A 20,893-nucleotide genomic window follows, 5' to 3' on the forward strand; every position below is an offset into this window, starting at 1 on the left:
GATGACGTAACGTGAGAGTCAAGGAAAAGTTCTATTTTTCTTTTTGCTCAATAGTTGTAAAAAATCTATCTACAATCGGATAAATATCTGGTTCTGTATGATAATAGTTCCCGTTTATATGAGTATCTCCAAATTGAAAAGTTCGCACATCATTTTCGAAAAGAGTAATAGAATACCTGAACCCGTCCCTTTTCCCTTGATCATCGTCAGGGATAAATTGAACATCTTTTATTTCACCAATAAAATCCTGAATCTTTTCATAATCAGTCGTAGCCACTTCATAACCTGTACTACCATCCACAATTTCAATTTTAGAAACATCATTCAAATCTCTTTCATAAAATTCCCCGAAAGTTTTAGTTTCCAATCCGCATCCCGACAGTAACAGTAAAATTACTAACAATAAGGATAATCCATAAGGCTTCATTACTAATACCCCCTCCTACTTCTTCAACCAAAAAAAGAAAATCATGGTATAGGCAAGTTTTTCTTCATTTGAAATATGGTTGCCGAAACGGATATAATTGTGAACGCCTTCCGCTTCGAATGCTGGATGCAAGGCATAAGGAAAACGGCCAAATCGGTATTTGGCTGTCATTTTCCCGTCGTCATCTACGACATCGATATCGCCGGCCATATTATTCGCGGTGAGCTCACGCCAAACCCGATCGTTTTCATGGAATAAAGTCCCCTTATTTTTTAACACGGATTTGGTAAGCCATTGTTCGAAATAGCCGATTCTTTTTCCGTCCCTGCTATGAAGGGTTAAAAGAAAACGGTTGCCATTGTTCCAAAAAGTAAAAGAAGCTAAAAGTTCATCTTTCATATCAAGAATGTCATACGTGGCAGGTACAATAAAACCTTCAGATAGAAATTTAATAGCGGTTAATTTACGTGCAAATGGTCGACGTTTTGACGGAATGATTTGAAACAAGGAGACACCATCAGCATTGACATTATGCATTGTCGGATAGAAAGACGGCATCCACTGCATGATCAGCTCATCAATCTTTTCAAACGCTACGTCGCTCTCGATTTCAGCCATTGTTTCATCGCTAAGGTTCTGTTGCGCATTGTTGAAAAAAAGACCAGCGATTAGTAAAGAAATTGCAGATACCCCTGAAACGATGAGCGTTTCACCATTCACCGAAAATTTTTCAAACCAAACAAAATAAAAAACGATACAATATATGGTTGCAATACCGCTTCCGATAAAAGAAAATACCGATGTCCGCTTGTAAATTTCTTTCATCCCATCATTCACCTCACCCATTCATCCTATGACTATAAATATCATTCAAACTTTCTTTTTCGAACCATCAAAAAGCTGAATTTCGTTTCTGATAAAATGATTGCACATAGTATCAGCACTGCTCCAATGCCCATTCTCAGCGTCAATACTTCACTTAAAATTACGACTGAAAACGCCATGCCCCAAAATGCTTCTGTTGAAAGAATGATGGCGGCTTTTGTTTCTGAAATAAACTTTTGAGCGATTGTTTGCAGTAAAAATGCGACAGTTGTTGAAAATATTCCGAGATAAACTAATGGATATAAACCAGCTGGCTCGAATGAAAATGTAGTCTCGCCTTTTGAGAATACGACGATAAACGCTATGACTGCTGCAACCGTCATTTGGACGAGTGTAAGTAAAACTGGATCTTCATCTTCTACAAATTTAGACGTATAAAAAATATGAAATGCAAATGCGAATGCGCAACAAACCGTTAGGAAATCGCCTAGATTAATTTCAAAAGATAATTGAAGCGATAATATCGCGACGCCGAGAATCGCTAGCATCGCACCGCCCAGTTCAAAGACATTAATTTTTCTTTTGTAAATTAAAAATCCGATAAAAGGAACAATGACTACGTTAATCGCGGTTAAAAACGCGTTTTTGGAAGGCGTCGTAAATTGTAAGCCGACCGTTTGAAGTGCGAATGCGGCGTATAAGAAGCTCCCCAAGATGGCACCTTTTATGAGTGTCTTTTTCTTAATTCCTTTTAACTTTTGATTGAAAATCAGGCATAAAATGAGTGCACCTATTAAAAACCTTCCCGCCATTAATTGATACGGCGTATAATATTCCAATGCTACTGCACTGGCAACAAATCCACTGCCCCATATGATTGCAGTGATTGTCAGTCCAATCTCGCCAATGTACTTTCTCATTTCATCCCTCACAAGCTTTCTCAAATTAGCATCTATTTATATAAATTTCTTAAGTATTTCTTTTACTGTTCCTTCGGTAGTTAAATGGACGTTTTCACCCGCCCAGAGTGACATGAAATCACTCTTTCCCTGTATTGCCGCCTCTTTCCGTATTTCTTTCGTTAAGTCACTTTGATAAGGATAAGGCGCGATTTCAGTGTTTTTCATTTCCATAATGAATCGATTGTTGATGCCGCGTGCAGTTTTACCCGAAAAAGCGGTTGTCAACGTTGTACATCCATCGTTTGAATGTAGTATTGCCTGTTTATGTATTGGATGTGCACCGCTCTCGTTCGCAACCAATAATGCGGTTCCGATTTGGACAGCTTGTGCTCCGGCAGATAACGCCTTGTCTAGCATTTCTTTATTCGCAATGCCGCCTGCTGCGATGACTGGAATTTCGACCGTGTTAACGCAATCTATTAGTAATTCATTTAATGGTTCTAGGGTTAATTCGCCGTGGAAAGATCCTCGATGTCCGCCCGCTTCACTGCCTTGGACAACAACGGCATGCATTTTACTGTCTTCTGCAAGCTTTGCTTCTTGGACAGTTGTTGCTGTTCCGATTAAATATACATCGTTTTCTTTCAACAAATGAATGGTATTTTCATCCGGCAATCCGAATGTAAAGGAACAGACTTTAACATTTTCTTCGATTAACACTCGAACTTGATCATCGAATTCGGCAATTGAACGTTTCGGTCTTTCCGAAGTGATGCCGAGTTCTTTTCGAATAGGCTCGAGTGCGGTATAGGCATCTACCAATTCGTTTTCATTGGCTATCGTTGATTCGGGGACAAATAAATTCACGGAAAACGGTTTTTCTGTTAATGCTTTTACTTCTCGAATAAATTTACGCGTAGCCGCAGCTGATAGATAACCTGCACCAATTGAACCCAATGCACCAGCTTCCGCACAGGCTGCGACAAATTCAGGTGTCGTTACGCCTGCCATCGGTGCTTGAATGATTGGGGATTTCATGTGTAAGCAGTCCACTGAATTTACTCCTTTCGAAAATCATATATATCTTTGCGAACATCTAACTCGATGCCGTTGATTGAAACTGTATAATCATCAATCCAAACTATTTCTGCGGTTGATTCGCGATAACCCCAGTAAATATTTTTCTTCCTATCCCTCTTTTGATGATAAACAACTTCCCCTCTAACCGCATCCGCAACTGTCGCGCCGCTCCTTGATACGTAGGCTTTAACCGTATACTGGCCGTTTGGAGATTGGGATTCTGTTAGGAGCTCCCCATCAGGAAGATTGGACATGCTGAAGAAAAAGTGATTAATGACCAATAGCAAAATAATAATGATACCTGATAACCCCGCTAATAAAATTCCTAATACTTTCATTAACCGACGCCCCCTTTTCACATGTAGGACGTTCAGAAACCTGGGAATGTTACCTCAGCGAATCGAAACATAACCGGTTTCATCGATGATTTCCACGGCTTGCTTGCGACCAGCTAACTCCTAGCCGTCGAAGGCTAATAAAACCCCTGATACTGTACTTACATTTATATCACTATTGTACACGAAGTGGATAAGGAATTTTCAATTAACTCTAACAAAAATAAAAAGATCCAAAAAGGATCTTTACTTTATTCCAATATTTCCGCCACGCGGCCAACTTGTCCGTCTTCGAGTCTAACTTTAATGCCATGGGGATGAAACTTCGAGTTCGTCAATAAGTCTTTCACAATGCCTTCAGTTTTTGTCCCTGAGCGCTGGTCTTTCTTCAATACAATTGCGACTTTTAATCCTGGTGTTATATCGTCACGATTTTTTCCGTCCATTGTTCAATCCTCTTTTCTTTTTTGAAACATGCTTTGTACGACATGCGCTGTGCCCGTATGAAGTTGGCCTTCTTCACGATTCACTTCACCTACGTGGAAATGCTTGATAAAATAGCCGTCAAATTGTTCAAGCATTTCTTTTGGATTTATGAGCATGGATTCGTTGCGCGGTCCGCCTGTTCCATATGCAAGTTGTTCTTTTGAATACAATTCACTTATATAATATCCTCCTGGTTTTAGCGCTTTTTTAATTCCAGAAAAGGTGCGGTCCATAACGTCTTCAGGAAAATGGCCGAAAATCTGGACGATGGCATCCCATTGTTCTGCTTCCCATACTACTTCTGCAAGATCCCGATATTCGGTTGTCACAACGACACCTTTTTCATCGGCAAGTAGTTTTGTTTTATCAAGCCCAGCTTGCGCAAAATCCCACGCGGTCACGTCAAATCCAAGAGACGCTAAGTACACCGATTTTCGCCCCTCGCCTTCTGCGATACAGAGCACTCTCCCTTTCGGCATAAGCTTCGCTGCTTCGACTACAAATGCATTTGGTTCTTTCCCGTAGACAAACTCATCTGTCGAGAAACGTTCGTGCCACATATTCGACAAAACGCATCAATTCCCTTCGGATATGGTCGTTCTAGTTTAGCATAATTGGGTTACAATTGCTTTTTTATAGGGGCTATGGTCGCTTCAGTGGTTGCATTAATCGTTTCGATACTCGCTTTGGTCGCCTCAACACCCGCTTTAGTCGTTTCAAACATGCTTTGGTCGTTTCATCCGGTGGTTTAGTCACTTATTCTCGTTAATGGTCGTTTCGCCAAGTTACCACATTAAAATCACTTGCTCATAACAACACTTTCCATAAAAGCATCCAGGCGCGACTCCATCAGCTGATTTGTGAGTCCTTCCACTCCTAAATCCGTCCACCCCTTATAAACAGTTATCGGACCATCGATGGCATCAAATATAGATACGATATCAAGATAGGGATCATAGTCGAACCCGGTTGCATGCCGTTGGTACGCTTCCAAAAATAAGTCCGCGATTTCTATTCCGTGTAATAAAGCTAAGTTCACGCGACAATGACCGACATCAATTCCCGCTGGCCCCAAGCAGGCGTTTGGCCAATCTACAATTCCGCTTACATCGTCGTCTTTCCATAACACATTAGCCGGGTGGAAATCGCGGTGGATGAATGTTTCCCGATATTGAGGTACCGACCCGTGTAATCGTTCTAAAGCTACATTCCATACTTCAGGATTCTGTGTCCACCCGGGAATTTCAACTTTCTCACGATTCATATACTGTGCATACTTCCACGGAAACTTCCCCGCTTCAATCCGATGAATTTCACTAAGTGTTTTAGCCAACCCATCTGTCCATAAATGAAAATCCTCTGGTTCAAGCAAAACTTTACCTTCTACCTTTGTCATCAGAATCGATGGCATTCCAGCTTTTCCGCCTGTTTTATCAGCCGCAAGAAGTATTGGTGCTGATAAATCACTATTACACGCTATTTGTAGACTAGCTGATTCATGTGACACAAGATCCGGTTCTTCGCGGAGCCATTCCTCATTATCAAATTGGCGCAATATGACGGGCCCCTTTCCAGTTTCCACCTCAAAAATAAGAGATGATACTCCGCCGTAAAGCCTTTCTATAGAAATAACGGCAACACCCAGTATATTTTCTATCCAAAGTTTCCCTTTTTCATTTAAATCCAAATTCATTCCTCCGATTTAGTAGTAAGAAGTCAATCCATTTTCAGGGTTTATTTTCTATTACTCATAAACAATATCGCCTGCCACTACTGTCATGACAACCTTCGCATAAATGATTCCTTCGTCTTCAACGCTGAACAAATCTGTATCGAGAATTGTAAAATCCGCGTCAAAGTTTTCTTGGAGTCTCCCGCGTACATTATCTTTTCCAATTGTGGCGACACTTCCAACTGTAAATAAATGAACCGCTTCAAATCGACTAAGCTTTTCGCTAGGTAAATAGCCGTCATGAGTCTCACCTGGTTTCCGACGTGTCACTGCTGCATAGATTCCGAGTAAAGGATCGACTTCTTCAACCGGCGCATCCGACCCGCCCCCACAGATGAATCCACGGTCGATTAACTTTTTCCAAGCATATGCCCAGTCCAGACGGTGTTCGCCTAACCGATCCATCGCCCAAGGGAAATCTGACGAAACAAATATCGGTTGTAAATCGAGAATGACTGGCAACTTTTCCATTCGCGCCACCAAATCCTCTCGTAACACATTCACATGAATCAATCTGTCGCGCTTCCCTTCGGGTACGGGGTGTTTTTCAATGGCATCTAATGCTTTTTCAGCAGCCGCATCCCCGATGACATGGACCGCAATCGCTTCATCGTATTTCCGAGCTAATTTAACAAGTTCTTCAATCTCCTCGTCAGTATGGACGGCCACCCCAGACGTTTCGGGTGCGTCTGAATACGGCTCGCTTAATAGCGCAGTCTTTCCGCCAAGCGCGCAGTCGATGAAAAACTTCATCTCACCAGGCGTAATCCACGGTTCATCATAAGTTGCATTCTCTTCCATTATTTGTTCGAATACCGGGGATCTTCTTAGTAAATGGGCACGAAACTTCCGCTGTTCACCAATCACATTTTTAAACGCTTGAAGCGGGTTCGTGTAATCGCCGTAATAACCGAGGTCATCCGTCACTGCACCGGTTAAGCCAAGTGCGACTAAATCATCGACGGATTTCGTTAAAGCTTTTGTCAACGATTCAATAGTTGGTTCTGGTAGCAAGTTCAGCACCAAATCCTGCGCGCCTTCATGGAGATAGCCCGTTGCTTCGCCGTTTTCATCGCGTTCGATAACACCGTCTTCAGGATCTAGTGTGTCTTTTGTAATGCCTGCGAGTTCAAGCGCTTTTGAGTTTGCTAGGACCGCATGACGACACGTCCTTTTCAACACCATTGGAGAATCTGTAACCTTATCGAGCTCACTCGCTCGGGGAATCTTTTTATCTGGAAAATTGTTTTCATTCCAACCTTCCCCCAAAAACCACTCATCCGGTGTTAAATCCTTATGCGCATTATGGAGCATGACCATCATTTCATCTGCCGAACTTGCTTTTGCTAAATCAAGACTCAGTAACTTTTGCCCATGTCCGATCATATGCATGTGACTATCGACAAATCCTGGATAGAGAACCGCCCCTTTTAAATCGATTTCTTTATCGGCCTGCCCTCTTAATTCGTCATAGGTACCAACCGCGCTAATTTTCCCGCCTTCTGTAAGTAGCGCTTCAACCTGGTCGCCTTCAAAATTCATCGTATACATCGTGCCGTTATGCCAAACTATTTTCACGTAAAATTCCCCCTGTCTATCTATATAGTCTAAACTTTCGGGCAATCCTGTGCAACGGCTTCGGAAAAAAATGCTACAATTATAGAAGAATATATTGGAGGGATATCAATGAGATTAACAGTTTATCTAGCAGGAGAGATTCATAGTGCGTGGCGCGAGGAAGTTAAAGTGAAAGCAGCGGCATTAGATTTACCCATTGACTTCGTTGGTCCGATGGAAGATCATGACCGTTCCGATAATATCGGGGAAGAAATTTTAGGTGAACAGCCAAATGCCATCTTTAAAGACGCAGCGGCTTCAAACTTTAATAACTTGCGAACGGAAATTCTAATGAAGAAAGCCGATCTTGTCATCGCTTTGTTTGGCGAAAAGTACAAGCAGTGGAATACCGCGATGGACGCAAGTGCAGCAGTTGCTTACGGTAAACCGTTGATTCTTATTCGTCAAGAAGGACATCACCATGCACTGAAAGAATTATCCCGTAAAGCGCACGCAACTGTCGAGACCGTCGACCAAGCGATTAAAGCACTTCATTATATTTTTGAATAGAAATTGGAATGGACCCCACTTTGCAAAGTCGGGTCCATTTTTGATTGGATTAGTTAGGCATTAAGTATTGTTTTGAGGATATGTGTGTGAAAGGTGCGGATATACGGAAGAAATGTACGGATATACATCGCAAAGCCTCAGATATCGCTGGTTATATGACGGATATCTTCTCCTATCTGTCGGATATCCACCCAAATTTACAAAACATTTACACCACCTTTATACTTCCTTAACAATCCACCTCTATGATGAGAAGTAGATAACTCGAATGGAGGATGCTCATGACATTATTGACAGGGCATAAAGAAGACGTACAACTTCGACTGATGAAAAATGCCAACTGGCGTAAACCAGTTTATGAAACGAATGGATTGAATCTGTGGTACGGATCATCACATGCATTGAAAAATATCGATCTATCTATTAATGAAAAAGAAGTCACTGCAATTATCGGCCCATCCGGTTGCGGGAAGTCAACTTATTTAAAGACGCTTAATCGAATGGTTGAAATGGTACCTGATGTATCGATTTCTGGACACGTTACATTTAAAGGGAAGAACATTCTGGGGAAAGCGATGCCCGTTGAAATGCTTCGATCGAAAGTTGGCATGGTCTTTCAAAAACCAAACCCCTTCCCTAAATCTATTTACGAGAACGTCGCATTCGGACCTAAAATTCATGGAATCCGAAACAAAGCGATGCTCGATAATATTGTAGAAGATAGTTTGCGAAAAGCTGCGCTCTGGGATGAAGTGAAAGACCGCCTTCACAAAAGTGCTTACGGGCTTTCCGGCGGACAACAACAACGACTTTGCATTGCTCGCTGTCTCGCAATAGACCCTGAAGTCATATTAATGGATGAACCTACTTCCGCTTTAGACCCAGTTTCCACGCACAAAGTGGAGGAGCTCATCAATACGATTAAAAACGATGTGACCATCGCAATCGTTACACACAATATGCAACAAGCAGCGCGAATTTCAGATCGTACAGCATTTTTTCTAAACGGTGAAATTATTGAATGTGATCAAACATCCACTATCTTTAATAATCCGAACGACCATCTTACGAATGACTATATAAATGGCCGCTTCGGCTAATAAATAAACACCGCTTTTTATTCCATCGAATAAAGGGCGGTGTTTTATATTTACCTGTTTTTCCCTCATTTACAAAACGTTTACATTAATCACACACTCGCTTAACAATCACGCCTTATACTTAAAACTAGAAAGAGCAAATCTTTCTACTAAAACAGAGATTAAGAGGAGGACAATTCAAATGAAATTGAAAAAGTATCTTTTGTTCCTAGCTATCGCAGCTCTTGCTGCAATTATTGCAGCATGCGGGTCTGATCCGAAAGCAAATAGTGACGAACAATCTAAAGGTAACGATGAAGAGTCTAATGACAATGGTAACTCTGAAAAGATAGAAGGAAGCGTTGTGATTGATGGATCCGGAACAGTTTATCCATTAATGGCGAGGATCGCTGAAGAATATATGATCAATGAGCAAGAAAATGTATCTGTTGAGGTGAGTCGTGCAGGAACAAGCGCAGGATTCAAGAAGTTTTTAGTAAAAGACGGAACAGACTTTAACGATGCATCTCGCCAAATAAAAGATGAGGAAGCAACTGAAGCAAAAGATTTAGGGATTGAAGTTAAAGAATTAAAAGTAGCCTTGGACGGTTTAACCTTTGTCATTAACAAAGATAATGACTGGGCAAAAGAAATGACGCCCGAACAACTCATTAGCATATTCAAAGCAGACAGCGGCATTGAAAAATGGTCTGATATAGACCCAGATTGGCCCGATGAAAAAATCAAGCCTATGGGACCGAACGAAAACCACGGAACGTATGAGTTCTTCTATGAAAACATTTTAGAAAAACAAGATCTCGTTGACAGTGTAAACCTACAACAAGATTATTCAACACTCGTTAACTTAGTAGCAGAAGACAAAAACGGAATTGCATTTTTCGGGTTTGGGTATTACGTCAATAATAAAGACAAGCTTGAAGCGGTTCATGTTGATTTTGGTAGCGGCGCGGTAGAACCATCACTCGATACTATTTCAGAAGACGGCGATTATGCGCAGTTTACTCGCCCCGTCTTCACATACTTGAACGTCAAACACGCAACAGAAAAAGCACAAGTTCTAGACTATGCCATCTATTTGATGGGCAACATTAATAAATTTGCAGGCGAAACTGGATTTGCACCAATTCCAGATGCTGAAGTCGAAGAAAGTATTGAATACTTGAATGGATTAAGAAATTAAAAAGCTCTAAACAAAGAAGATGAGCGCAATCCCATGCCCTCATCTTCTCTCACCTTATAAATGATAAAGGAGTGCCTTATACAATGCCGATTAAGAATGAACTAACAAAGCGTGAAATTGGCATCAGGGAATTAATCGAACAAAAGCAGCACTCAAGAAATTTCAAGGAGTCGTTCGAAAAAGCGATTCCATTCTTTCTATTTCTAATTGCTTCTGTATCGATTTTAACGACCATCGGTATCGTCTACACACTATTATCCGAAACAATCGAGTTTTTTAAACGGGTACCGATTGCAGATTTCTTTACGGGTACGACGTTAAAACCACTGAGCCAAACACCAGAATTTGGTGTCCTACCGCTTATTATCGGTACTGTGACTTCTTCACTCATTGCTATGGCAGTTGCCGCCCCCATAGGGTTAATGTCTGCTATTTATTTGAGTGAATATGCATCTGAAAAGGTTCGAAAAACGGTTAAGCCATTACTTGAAATACTCGCTGGAATCCCGACAATCGTCTATGGATTTTTCGCATTCACTTTCGTTACACCGCTATTACGTGAGTTCATACCTGGGCTTGAAGCGACAAATATCTTAAGTCCTGGAATTGTCATGGGGGTCATGATCATTCCAATGATTGCCTCGCTGTCTGAAGATGCCATGAGTTCAGTGCCAAACGCCATGCGGGAAGGTGCATTAGCTTTGGGTTCAACGAGATTAGAAGTGACGAAAAAAGTGGTCATTCCAGCCGCCCTTTCCGGAATCATCGCCTCATTTGTTCTTGGAATTTCTCGTGCAATTGGCGAAACGATGATTGTCACGATTGCCAGCGGAAGCACGAAAAACTTCACATTCGATATTACACAATCCATGCAAACGATGACCGCTTATATTGTAGAAGTAACTGGCGGAGATGCACCTGCAGGTTCGACAATCTATTATAGCTTGTATGCTGTTGCGATGACGCTATTCGTATTCACACTGCTGATGAATTTATTGGCAAGATCAATTTCCCGCAAGTATAGGGAGGCGTATTAATGATGGAAAGAGCCGTAGAACGTAAAGTGAGTAGAAGAATGACGATGCGTTTATTAATAAATGCCATCTCTAAATATATCTTTCTTCTCGCCACGCTATTTGGTCTCGTTGTGCTTTCAGTCTTAATTTACCGAGTGTTTTTTGAAGGTTTTGGCTGGCTAAATTTCGATTTCTTAACGGGTAAATTATCAACCCAACCTGAACGCGCTGGAATTATGGGCGCTATTCTGGGGACCTTCTGGTTAATGCTTGTCGTTGCGCCTGTCACCATGTTTTTAGGCGTCGGAACAGCCATTTACTTGGAGCTATATGCGAAAAAAGGACGTTTGCAAGGATTCATCCAAACAAATATTTCAAACCTGGCTGGTGTTCCTTCAATTGTCTATGGGATCCTCGGATTGACAGTATTTGCTCGAGCCTTGAATTTTGGTAATATCGTGCTTGCGGGCGGACTGACGATGTCCCTCCTCATTCTCCCTATTGTCATCGTTGCAAGTCAGGAGGCAATTAGGGCGGTGCCAAATCCGTTGAGTGAAGCTTCTTATGGAATGGGCGCGACCAAGTGGCAAACGATTAAGAGCATCATCTTGCCAAGTGCGCTTCCCGGGATATTAACGGGTGCCATCTTGTCGCTATCGCGTGCGATTGGTGAAACTGCTCCGTTAGTCGTTATTGGCATTCCTGCGTTGCTAATTCCTTTTCCGGGTGGGATATTCGACAAGTTTACAGTGCTTCCCATGCAGGTCTATTATTGGACACTGGACTCATCTCTCACTGCGGAATACGCAAACTTAGCAGCTGCGACAATCATCGTGTTGCTAATCGCCTTATTACTGTTAAATACAACGGCGATCGTCATTCGCAATAAATTTCAACAACAACACTAAATGAAAAAAGCTATCCAAGTGAGCGTTTCAAATACGCGCACATTGGATAGCTTTTTGTGATTACTCTGTCAAACCCATTTCAGTTTGAACAACAGCTACAATTCGATCTACATAGCGTTTGCAATCCTCGATTGTCGGTGCTTCTACCATTACACGAACAAGTGGTTCCGTACCTGAAGGACGAACGAGAACGCGACCGTTGCCAGCCATTTCTTTTTCGACTTCAGCAATTACTTTTGCAACACTTTCATTAGCAGTGACTGCATTTTTATCTGTCACGCGAACGTTTATAAGTTCTTGCGGGTAAATCGTCATTTCGCTCGCAAGGCTGGATAATGTGCGTCCAGTTGCTTTCATGATATTCACGAGTTGGAGTCCAGTTAAAAGTCCGTCCCCAGTCGTATTATAGTCAAGGAATATAATATGGCCGGATTGTTCTCCGCCAAAATTATAACCGCCTTTCACCATCTCTTCGACGACATATTTATCGCCAACTGCTGTTTTCACGCTTGTTAAACCGTGTTCCGTAAGGGCTTTGTAAAACCCTAGATTACTCATAATTGTTGATACAATCGTATCCTGTTTTAAACGTCCTTCTGATTGCAAGAAACGTCCAATGATGTACATAATTTGATCGCCATCGACAATTTTACCGTTTTCGTCCACAGCAATTAGACGGTCTCCGTCGCCGTCAAAGGCCAAACCGATATTCGCTTCTTTTTCAAGTACAAATTCAGCGAGCTTTTCAGGATGTGTCGAACCAACCCCGTCGTTTATATTAAGTCCATTCGGAGATGCACCCATCGTTGAAATGTCGGCATCTAAATCCGCAAAGACATGTGTCGCTAATGTAGAAGTCGCGCCGTGCGCACAATCTACGGCTACGTGTATACCCGTGAAGTCTTCTTCAACGGATTGTTTCAAGTACTGAATATATTTATGGCCACCTTCAAAATATTCCATTACAGAACCGACATCAGAACCAGTCGGGCGTGGCAACGTATCTTCCTGTTCATTAAGCAACTTTTCGATTTCTTCTTCTTGCTCTTCTGTCAGTTTGTAGCCATCCGCACCAAAAAATTTAATGCCGTTATCTTCGACCGGGTTATGGGAAGCGGAAATCATAACGCCACCGTTTGCATTCATTACACGGGTCAAATAAGCAACGCCTGGTGTGCTAATGACGCCGAGTGTCATAACTTCTACACCTGTCGATAAAACACCTGCGATTAAAGCATTTTCAAGCATGTAGCCTGAAATACGCGTATCTCTACCAACAATTACACGCGGCTTCTCCTGCGAGTCTTTCGTTAACACGTAACTCCCAATTCTCCCAAGTCTAAATGCAAGCTCTGGGGTTAGTTCGTCATTTGCAATCCCACGTACGCCATCCGTACCGAAATACTTTGTCATTTCCATTCTCCCTTTCAAACTACACATTGTTTCTGTTCATTAAGCGAGCTCAATCCTCATCGTTACTTCTTCTTCAGAAAGTGTCCACTCCAAATCTTGCGGACCTTCTACCGTAACAGGAAAAACGCTCTCGCCCTCAGCAACTACTGCTGACGCATCGATTGAAACCGTGAAATCAGATTTTGCTAGTTTCTCAACGATGTCAGGTTCAGCCACGACTGTCAATGTTACTATGCCGTTTTCCGGTTTCAGTAATGTGCTTTTATATTTTTCATCTAAACCATTTACTGTGACTTCAACATTTTCAAAACTGATTGTTTCCGTTGTTGGTTCAGCATTCTCTGACGCAATATCTTCGTCCAATTCATCATCCGCTTGTGCTTCCGCATCCACATCCGGTTCTTCAACCGTGGATTCAACCGTGGCTTTAACATCTACTTTTATTTTTGACATTGATATTTTTGACACGCCTTTGGGCTTCGGAATATCAACTTCCATTGTTTGCGACTCTTTTATTTTTGATATGTCAATTTCGACTGCGACTGCATCAATTGCGTCAAGAATTTTACTTGGGCCAAAAATCGTCAGCATTTCCGATGAAGATGCTACCGAATCGATGGTCACATTATCTGGCGGAGTGCCTGTCGATTTTAATACAATTGGGACTTCCTTGCTGTTTTCAACCACTTCCACTTTGACAGTAACAGTCTCTGGAACGATGGAAACGTCTAATTTATTCAAGTCTCGATCAAGCACTCTAACTTTAGCTTGGTGCTCAAATGATTCTTTAATGCCATTTTCTCCGACCACAGTTGCTTTAACAAAACTAATGGATTCAATGATACTTTTAGCACCCGTTACTTCTATTGTAGACGGAACGACATCCATATTTGCCACATGAAAATCTTCGGCAAGTAGCCTTGTATTGAATTCGGGTTCTACTTTGAATGTTTCAGTAATTTTCTCTTCGATTAATACATTCACCATTGCTGGATCAATGCGCACCTGTAATTTCTCTGAAATGTTTTCAGGTTGTATACGAACCTGATGTCTTCCCATCGTCAACTCCCGTAAATCAACAATTAACGTAAAGTCTTTTAACATCTTTGTCGTTTGAACAAGATTTACTGGACCTTCAATTGTTACATTAACTGTTTCAGGTACACCAGTCACAACTAGATTTTCATTGTCATAATAGACCTGAACAGGCACATCACGAATCGTATCGAGATGGTCACCCACCTTGTTGCCATTCTGTTCTCCTTCATCGGTCTGTACCGAATAAAACAAGATCACCGCTAGAAATAAGGCCGTGAAACGAAGAAACCATGGGTTGTCCATAATTTTATCCATTTCTTTTCACTCCCCATTTCCATTTGGAAGTATTTTTTTGCTCAGTTGTCGTACCGAACCAAACTCGTCGCAATCTTGCTTCGAATTCCTCGATACTAAGATCACGATATAATTCTCCGTCAATCGCCAGGCTAATCGCGCCTGTCTCTTCTGAAACGATAATTGTAATGGCATCCGTTACTTCGCTTAATCCAAGAGCTGCACGATGCCTAGTTCCCAGTTCTTTTGAAATGAAAGGACTTTCAGATAGCGGTAAATAACAACCAGCCGCGGCGATTTGATTTTTATGCAATATAACAGCACCATCATGCAACGGCGCGTTTGGAATGAATATATTTATTAAAAGCTCTGAGGTTACAACAGAATTCAGAGGTGTACCAGTTTCGATATATTCACTAAGTCCTGTTTCACGTTCGATTGAAATTAGTGCACCAATTCGGCGTTTTGCCATATAGTTCACGGATTTCGACAATGCTTCCATTAAGCGGTCATGTTCTTCTTCCTCTTGCATTGCTGTCCGTGCGAAAAGTCTACCGCGTCCAAGTTGTTCAAGCGCACGTCGCAACTCAGGTTGGAAGATAATGATGATTGCTAGAAAACCCCAAGGCAACACTTGATCTAACAACCATTTCAAGGTATCAAAATGAAATACATCCGTTAGTAATCGAACAATGATAAGAACGAAAATTCCTTTTAATAGCTGTACTGCTTTCGTTCCTTTAATAATCTTGAATAATTGATAAATAACAAACCAGACAAGAAGCACATCCACAATATTAATGAACGTTGCAACTGGACTGAGACTAACAACTTTTTCCCAAAACGGCATGTGCTTCGCCTACCTTCATTGACGATTTCATATGTTAACTATTATATCATATTGATACCACTCTATGCTTCTATATAACATATGAAAAGCGACCGAATCCCGCCGATTGCGGTTTTCTTCGGTCGCTAAATTTACTCTTCTATAATTTCATCCTTTTTCGATGAAGGCCAAATATCTTTGGCTGTTTTCTTTATTTTATACCATAACCAATCAAACGCCTTATTGATTTCTTCAATCTCGCCCGTTACAACAGCCGTGGAGGCCATATATTTCGACCCGCCAATCACGGTAATATTTCCATCTACTTCACCATCGACCCTGAGTTCGCCATTCTTTACAACAACATCGCCTTTTACAATTTCTCCCTCAGGAACCAGAACAGTCTCTCCTTCAACAACGAGGTTTGGTTGTTTCGTCACTGAAAATTGCTGATCATTGCCGAAACTTGAAAACGTTGAAACGCTCATCATTAGAAAGAATAGCGCCACAGCAGCCAATAGCGGATGTTTTCTAAGCCACCTTTGAACGCCAGCTTTCTTTTTCTCTTTCGGAAGACGATTCATAACCCCTTCAACAAAGCCTTCAGGCGCCTGTATTGGTTCTATATTTTCTAATAATGCGATTGAATCGCTCATGCTTTTCATAAGTTCATCACAATCCGAGCAAGATTCAAGATGTTCCATAAGTTCTCGCTCATCAGCACTGTTTATATCGCCATCTAAATACGCGTGCATTGAATGAACGAAGTGTTCCGGACACGTATTCATATCAGATTCCTCCCTACAAATTACCCATTTGTTTTCTTAAGGCAGCTCGACCGCGGTGTACGCGAGTTTTAACTGTTCCCAATGGCAATTCCAAAATATCACTTATTTCCTGTAACGGTAACTCTTCGATATAACGCAAAATAATTACAGAACGATATTTATCGGAGAGCCGACCTATTTCATATTGAATGCGTTCCCGCGTTTCCATTCGTTCAATTTCTTCTTCCGGAAGTTCACCGGCCGCTGCAATTTGCGAATACATTGTGAGTCCTTCCGTTCCAGGAACATTTGCGTCTAGGTAATAATCGGGCTTTTTCTTTCTAATGCGATCAATACATAAATTCGTTGCAATCCTAAATAGCCATGTTGAAAACTTTCGCTTTTGGTCAAAAGTATGAATATTGATATAAGCTCGGACAAATGCCTCTTGTGCAATATCTTCTGCCTCTTGCCGATTACTCAACATTCGATAACAGACATGGTAAAGACGATGTTGAAATAAGGTCACGATTTCTTCAAATGCATCTTGATTGCCCTTCAACACTTCATTTATTCGTTTATTAATCAATTCATCCACAGTTTTCCCTCCGCTCCATGCGGCTGCCCCTTCTATACGATTGAAGGTGTCAACAGGTTTCATTTATTTTAAAATAGTTTCTTTAATATTAACAGATTCTAGAAAAAACTTCCTTATATAATCATATTTCAACAAAATGATTCCACTTTCAGGTATTTTTTGTACAAAAAAAGCTTATCCCACTAGTGGACAAGCTTTTTTCAATAAATATTTACAGTAACTTCTCGCCAAACAATGATCCAATTAGACCGACTGCAACATCCGCCGTTTTATTTTTTTCATCTAATATCGGATTCACTTCAACAAACTCTGCAGATGTAATGATTCCTGATTCTTCTAGCATTTCCATAGCAAGATGACTTTCGCGGTAACTGATTCCGCCCGGTACCGGTGTTCCAACTCCCGGTGTGTATAGTGGATCTAAACCGTCCAAATCCAATGACAAATGCACACCATCTAATTCACGCGATTGTAAATAAGCGATTGAATCTTGTATAACTGCAGTCATACCGTATTTATCAATCTCATGCATCGTATATACTTTAATGCCTTTTTCTTTAATTAACGCTCTTTCACCTGGATCAACTGATCTTGCCCCAATAATCACAATATTTTCAGGCTTCACTTTTTGACCTTCTGTATGTATATTTATAAGTTGCTCATCACCCAAACCAATACTCACAGCCATTGGCATGCCATGAATATTTCCAGAAGGCGAAGTTTCGCTCGTATTCAAATCTGCATGTGCATCGTACCAAATTACCCCAAGGTTTTTGTATGTTGACGCAAGTCCAGCGAGCGTCCCAATCGCAATGCTATGATCCCCGCCAAGAATAAGTGGGAACCGTCCACTTGCCACTGTTTCCTCCACTTTTTCTGCAAGGCTTGTATTTGCCTTAATCACTTCATTTAAATTTTTAAGTTTAGAGTTTTGCGCTTCTGCGTTTTTCGCTACTTCAATTTGAATATTACCTTCGTCGACCACTTCATGCCCGATTGCTTCAATACGTTCAATTACGCCTGCATATCGGATTGCACTCGGTCCCATATCTACCCCGCGACGACTCTGACCGTGATCTAACGGAACCCCAATGATTGATATTTTATGTTTATCCATTTAACTACCCCTTTCGCACAACATCTATAGTATAAATCTCAAAATCAAATGGCTCAACTCGACAGCTTACCGGATTTTTATTCATTTTCACACCCAAACGACTAAAGAAGACAGTCAAACGACCAATGATGCATCCTAACCGACTAATCCGCTGGCTAAGTCGACTAATGACGTCAATCAAACGACCAATGCGATGCTGCAAACGACTAATAGCGAAATATAGACACAAAAAAGTCCTTCCCAAGTTGATTGGAAAGGACTTTCTAAAATTTTACTGGGGTAGCTGGATTCGAACCAACGAATAACGGAGTCAAAGTCCGTTGCCTTACCGCTTGGCTATACCCCAAAGGTGGAAATATAAGGGATTTCCAGCAGAACTATTTTCGTTAGATTCCACGAAAATATGCCTTAGGATCAAAACTGCGTTTTGATGTAGTGCTTTAAGGAAAAATTTTCGAACGCTTCGCGTTGGAAAATTTAATGGTGGTGGGGGACGGATTCGAACCGCCGAACCCTGAGGGAGCGGATTTACAGTCCGCCGCGTTTAGCCACTTCGCTACCCCACCAGGTTAGTATAATATGTATCTTTTTCCGGCAAGTTAGCCAGATTACCTTTTTCCGGCAGAACTATTTTCGTTAAGTGCCACGAAAATATGCCTCAACTGTCAAAACAAGTTTTGACAGTTATTCAAGGTAGCATTTTGAAAGCAAAGTGCGCTTTCAAAATGCTTTAATGACCCCTACGGGATTCGAACCCGTGATACCGCCGTGAAAGGGCGGTGTCTTAACCGCTTGACCAAGGGGCCTCGTTAAAAATGATAAAGTCAGGTCCATTGATGGAAGCTTTAATCATATCGTTGATTGTATAATCGTCAATCATATGTATTCTCTGGAGCTTCCAACCGGAATCGAACCGGTGACCTCTTCCTTACCATGTCTGTACAAGTCTTATTCTCTATTATGACTGATTGAGGTAACGCTTGTTAGATAAGTGTTTCGATAAGGTTTCATAGGATTAAAAAGTTCTGTTTGGTTGTTTTGGGCAACAATTGGACAACAACCGGGCAACAAATAAAACAAAATACGTTTAATGAATTAAAAAACAAGATTTTCAACGACATCTAAAATAATAACACAGCTAACGAATAAAAGCAAATGGTAATTATTAAAATGAAAATACTTTTGGACTCCACTAATCTTCTCCCTTTTGTTGAGCATGTTGAAGTGGTGGGAGTAATAATTAGTTTGCTCAATGCTACTGCAATCATACAAGGCCACCTGAAGCCCTAGATCAAGTTCTTATACATGCACCTATACATACTTGTATACAACGATAATAGGGGCATTTTACGGCTATTACTGTGTATAAGGGACAGTTAGTTAAAGAACACTATTTCTCATATCTAATTCCCACGTGTATTCTAACATATATTCGAAATACTTTTATGTCAATTCATTACTAGACAGCTTGACATAGACAATACATTAAAAATACTCACGGCAATGCAATTCATCTGACTTAACATCTGTTACGGTTCACCGTAGTGATTTAAGAGGTAAAAACAAGATGGGAGAACCAAAACTCCCGTCTTTTCCATCTGCCACAGAACAATGAACACGCTTAAAGAGTAAAGTTAAGGTTTCACTATGATTAACTCATTTGGGTCGAGTCCTTCTTTCACATACAATTCTGGTGTATCCTCTTCTGGAATACCTTCAAGCATTAGAGCAGCTTTTCCTTGCTCAAATGCTTTTGTTACTGAAAGTCCAAATCCGATAGCAGAATAAAACTGAGCAGAAAAGACCCTAGCAGCTTCATCACCTATTGTTGTCGTCATCCCAATGGCTGCATCTACATGTTGTACTACTGCCTTTGCCTGTCCATAAGAAAAACAGGTATTAAAAAACACCAATTTAATTTCATCAGATGTACTCATCATTGTTTGAACTATTGCCTCTTTGGAAACAAGTTTAGCATTCCCTTGATTGTCTTGGAAGACGACTTCATCATCATCCGATCCATGTCCACTAAAGTGTATGATTGCAGGATTTTCCTCATTAATCGCTTGTATTACATCCAAAGCCCTGGTTGCCCATCGAGTTTCGAACGATACAGAATCCCTATGTTCCGATTTTCTGATCATCTCTTGAATGGCCCTAGCCTCTTCATCCAATCTTAATTGAGGTGCATCTAATGGATTTGAAGCCATAAATAGGACAGTAATTTCCTCTGGTAAGTTCTTCAATTCTTCCATTACCTTATTTGTGTCTTGGTGCATGTCACTATGTCTATCTAGCATTACGTTAACCTCCCTCATACGTTTTTCGTTGTCAGCTAGTTTCTTCTTTTCGGCAGCTTCTCTTTTCTTTTGCTCACGTTCAACTTCACGACCCAATTTCTTTTCTGCAGCTATTACATCTCCTTCAACCTTTGCTATTTTTTTATCAATTCCCGCAACTTTTTTATCAATGTCAGCTAGTTTCTTTTCTTCCCGTTCAATTTCTCTATATTTAGAATTTATGGTAGCAGTTGACTTTGTTCTACCTATAGTTGCTTTAGCTGAAAGAACCTTTTTCTTATGTGATGATATTTTTCCTAGCTCAGTAGCTTTAGAAATCCTTAGTCTGTTTAACTCTCCTTTTTTTCTATTGATTGTCCTTCTGTACGTTGCAATGAGCGACAATATGCACAACCTCCCAATGTTAAATTTCAATACTA

At 41.0% G+C, this 20,893-nt stretch carries 21 protein-coding genes and 3 tRNA genes; 5 read left to right on the forward strand and 19 right to left on the reverse strand.

Annotation, left to right across the window (positions count from 1 at the left end; genetic code table 11):
* Positions 1-31: 31 nt before the first annotated feature.
* The 9 genes from J4G36_RS13860 to J4G36_RS13900 form a co-directional block, all read right to left on the reverse strand.
* Positions 32-427, reverse strand: a complete 396-nt coding sequence (locus J4G36_RS13860) for a hypothetical protein (protein ID WP_210470991.1) — start codon at positions 425-427, stop codon at positions 32-34.
* A gap of 15 nt (positions 428-442) precedes the next feature.
* Positions 443-1,273 (reverse strand): hypothetical protein, encoded by an 831-nt coding sequence (locus tag J4G36_RS13865; RefSeq protein ID WP_210470992.1) that lies wholly within the window; start codon positions 1,271-1,273, stop codon positions 443-445.
* Between the two features lie 20 nt (positions 1,274-1,293).
* A complete protein-coding gene (locus tag J4G36_RS13870) occupies positions 1,294-2,172 on the reverse strand; it encodes a DMT family transporter (RefSeq protein ID WP_210470993.1) in 879 nt (292 codons plus the stop codon).
* A gap of 36 nt (positions 2,173-2,208) precedes the next feature.
* Positions 2,209-3,207 carry an NAD(P)H-dependent flavin oxidoreductase gene (locus tag J4G36_RS13875; RefSeq protein WP_368668783.1) on the reverse strand — a complete coding sequence of 333 codons (999 nt, stop codon included), beginning with the start codon at positions 3,205-3,207 and terminating at the stop codon, positions 2,209-2,211.
* A gap of 5 nt (positions 3,208-3,212) precedes the next feature.
* Positions 3,213-3,572 carry a DUF5412 family protein gene (locus J4G36_RS13880; RefSeq protein ID WP_210470994.1) on the reverse strand — a complete coding sequence of 120 codons (360 nt, stop codon included), beginning with the start codon at positions 3,570-3,572 and terminating at the stop codon, positions 3,213-3,215.
* Positions 3,573-3,820: 248 nt separating this feature from the next.
* Positions 3,821-4,015 carry a YwbE family protein gene (locus J4G36_RS13885; protein WP_210470995.1) on the reverse strand — a complete coding sequence of 65 codons (195 nt, stop codon included), beginning with the start codon at positions 4,013-4,015 and terminating at the stop codon, positions 3,821-3,823.
* 3 nt (positions 4,016-4,018) lie between these two features.
* Positions 4,019-4,615, reverse strand: a complete 597-nt coding sequence (locus J4G36_RS13890; protein WP_210471100.1) for a class I SAM-dependent methyltransferase — start codon at positions 4,613-4,615, stop codon at positions 4,019-4,021.
* 239 nt (positions 4,616-4,854) lie between these two features.
* On the reverse strand, positions 4,855-5,742 hold the full coding sequence (locus J4G36_RS13895) for a phosphotransferase family protein (RefSeq protein WP_210470996.1): 888 nt from the start codon (positions 5,740-5,742) through the stop codon (positions 4,855-4,857).
* Positions 5,743-5,799: 57 nt separating this feature from the next.
* Positions 5,800-7,365 (reverse strand): amidohydrolase, encoded by a 1,566-nt coding sequence (locus tag J4G36_RS13900; RefSeq protein ID WP_210470997.1) that lies wholly within the window; start codon positions 7,363-7,365, stop codon positions 5,800-5,802.
* 108 nt (positions 7,366-7,473) lie between these two features.
* On the opposite strand from J4G36_RS13900, the gene J4G36_RS13905 reads away from it, so the two are divergent.
* The 5 genes from J4G36_RS13905 (at position 7,474) to pstA (ending at position 12,118) form a co-directional block, all read left to right on the forward strand.
* Positions 7,474-7,914, forward strand: coding sequence for a YtoQ family protein (locus J4G36_RS13905; protein ID WP_210470998.1), 441 nt, complete (start codon positions 7,474-7,476; stop codon positions 7,912-7,914).
* A 326-nt stretch (positions 7,915-8,240) separates the two neighbouring features.
* Positions 8,241-9,014 carry a phosphate ABC transporter ATP-binding protein PstB gene (gene pstB / locus J4G36_RS13910; RefSeq protein WP_305792229.1) on the forward strand — a complete coding sequence of 258 codons (774 nt, stop codon included), beginning with the start codon at positions 8,241-8,243 and terminating at the stop codon, positions 9,012-9,014.
* Between the two features lie 181 nt (positions 9,015-9,195).
* Positions 9,196-10,194 carry a PstS family phosphate ABC transporter substrate-binding protein gene (locus J4G36_RS13915; RefSeq protein WP_210471000.1) on the forward strand — a complete coding sequence of 333 codons (999 nt, stop codon included), beginning with the start codon at positions 9,196-9,198 and terminating at the stop codon, positions 10,192-10,194.
* Between the two features lie 83 nt (positions 10,195-10,277).
* Complete coding sequence (pstC, locus tag J4G36_RS13920) at positions 10,278-11,231, forward strand: phosphate ABC transporter permease subunit PstC (protein WP_210471001.1); 954 nt, start codon at positions 10,278-10,280, stop codon at positions 11,229-11,231.
* Positions 11,232-11,233: 2 nt separating this feature from the next.
* Positions 11,234-12,118, forward strand: a complete 885-nt coding sequence (gene pstA / locus J4G36_RS13925; RefSeq protein ID WP_483315906.1) for a phosphate ABC transporter permease PstA — start codon at positions 11,234-11,236, stop codon at positions 12,116-12,118.
* Positions 12,119-12,178: 60 nt separating this feature from the next.
* Here the strand turns inward: pstA and glmM are convergent, their stop codons facing one another.
* From glmM to J4G36_RS18555, 10 genes are all read right to left on the reverse strand, one after another.
* A complete protein-coding gene (gene glmM, locus J4G36_RS13930; RefSeq protein ID WP_210471003.1) occupies positions 12,179-13,531 on the reverse strand; it encodes a phosphoglucosamine mutase in 1,353 nt (450 codons plus the stop codon).
* Positions 13,532-13,570: 39 nt separating this feature from the next.
* Positions 13,571-14,884: a CdaR family protein gene (locus J4G36_RS13935; protein ID WP_210471004.1), complete on the reverse strand. Its 1,314-nt coding sequence runs from the start codon at positions 14,882-14,884 to the stop codon at positions 13,571-13,573.
* Positions 14,877-15,713, reverse strand: a complete 837-nt coding sequence (gene cdaA / locus J4G36_RS13940) for a diadenylate cyclase CdaA (protein WP_210471005.1) — start codon at positions 15,711-15,713, stop codon at positions 14,877-14,879. The genes J4G36_RS13935 and cdaA overlap by 8 nt, the downstream gene beginning before the upstream one ends.
* A gap of 131 nt (positions 15,714-15,844) precedes the next feature.
* Positions 15,845-16,480 carry an anti-sigma factor family protein gene (locus tag J4G36_RS13945; protein WP_210471006.1) on the reverse strand — a complete coding sequence of 212 codons (636 nt, stop codon included), beginning with the start codon at positions 16,478-16,480 and terminating at the stop codon, positions 15,845-15,847.
* Between the two features lie 13 nt (positions 16,481-16,493).
* Positions 16,494-17,057, reverse strand: a complete 564-nt coding sequence (gene sigW / locus J4G36_RS13950) for an RNA polymerase sigma factor SigW (protein ID WP_210471007.1) — start codon at positions 17,055-17,057, stop codon at positions 16,494-16,496.
* A gap of 211 nt (positions 17,058-17,268) precedes the next feature.
* Positions 17,269-18,174 carry an arginase gene (gene rocF / locus J4G36_RS13955; protein ID WP_210471008.1) on the reverse strand — a complete coding sequence of 302 codons (906 nt, stop codon included), beginning with the start codon at positions 18,172-18,174 and terminating at the stop codon, positions 17,269-17,271.
* A 274-nt stretch (positions 18,175-18,448) separates the two neighbouring features.
* Positions 18,449-18,520: transfer RNA gene (locus J4G36_RS13960), tRNA-Gln, on the reverse strand.
* 135 nt (positions 18,521-18,655) lie between these two features.
* Positions 18,656-18,740, reverse strand: a tRNA-Tyr gene (locus J4G36_RS13965).
* Positions 18,741-18,908: 168 nt separating this feature from the next.
* Positions 18,909-18,980 (reverse strand) — tRNA-Glu (locus J4G36_RS13970).
* An 828-nt stretch (positions 18,981-19,808) separates the two neighbouring features.
* A complete protein-coding gene (locus J4G36_RS18555; protein WP_246880619.1) occupies positions 19,809-20,858 on the reverse strand; it encodes a CHAT domain-containing protein in 1,050 nt (349 codons plus the stop codon).
* Positions 20,859-20,893 lie beyond the last annotated feature (35 nt).

The organism is Sporosarcina sp. 6E9, assembly GCF_017921835.1.
Taxonomy (GTDB): Bacteria; Bacillota; Bacilli; order Bacillales_A; family Planococcaceae; genus Sporosarcina.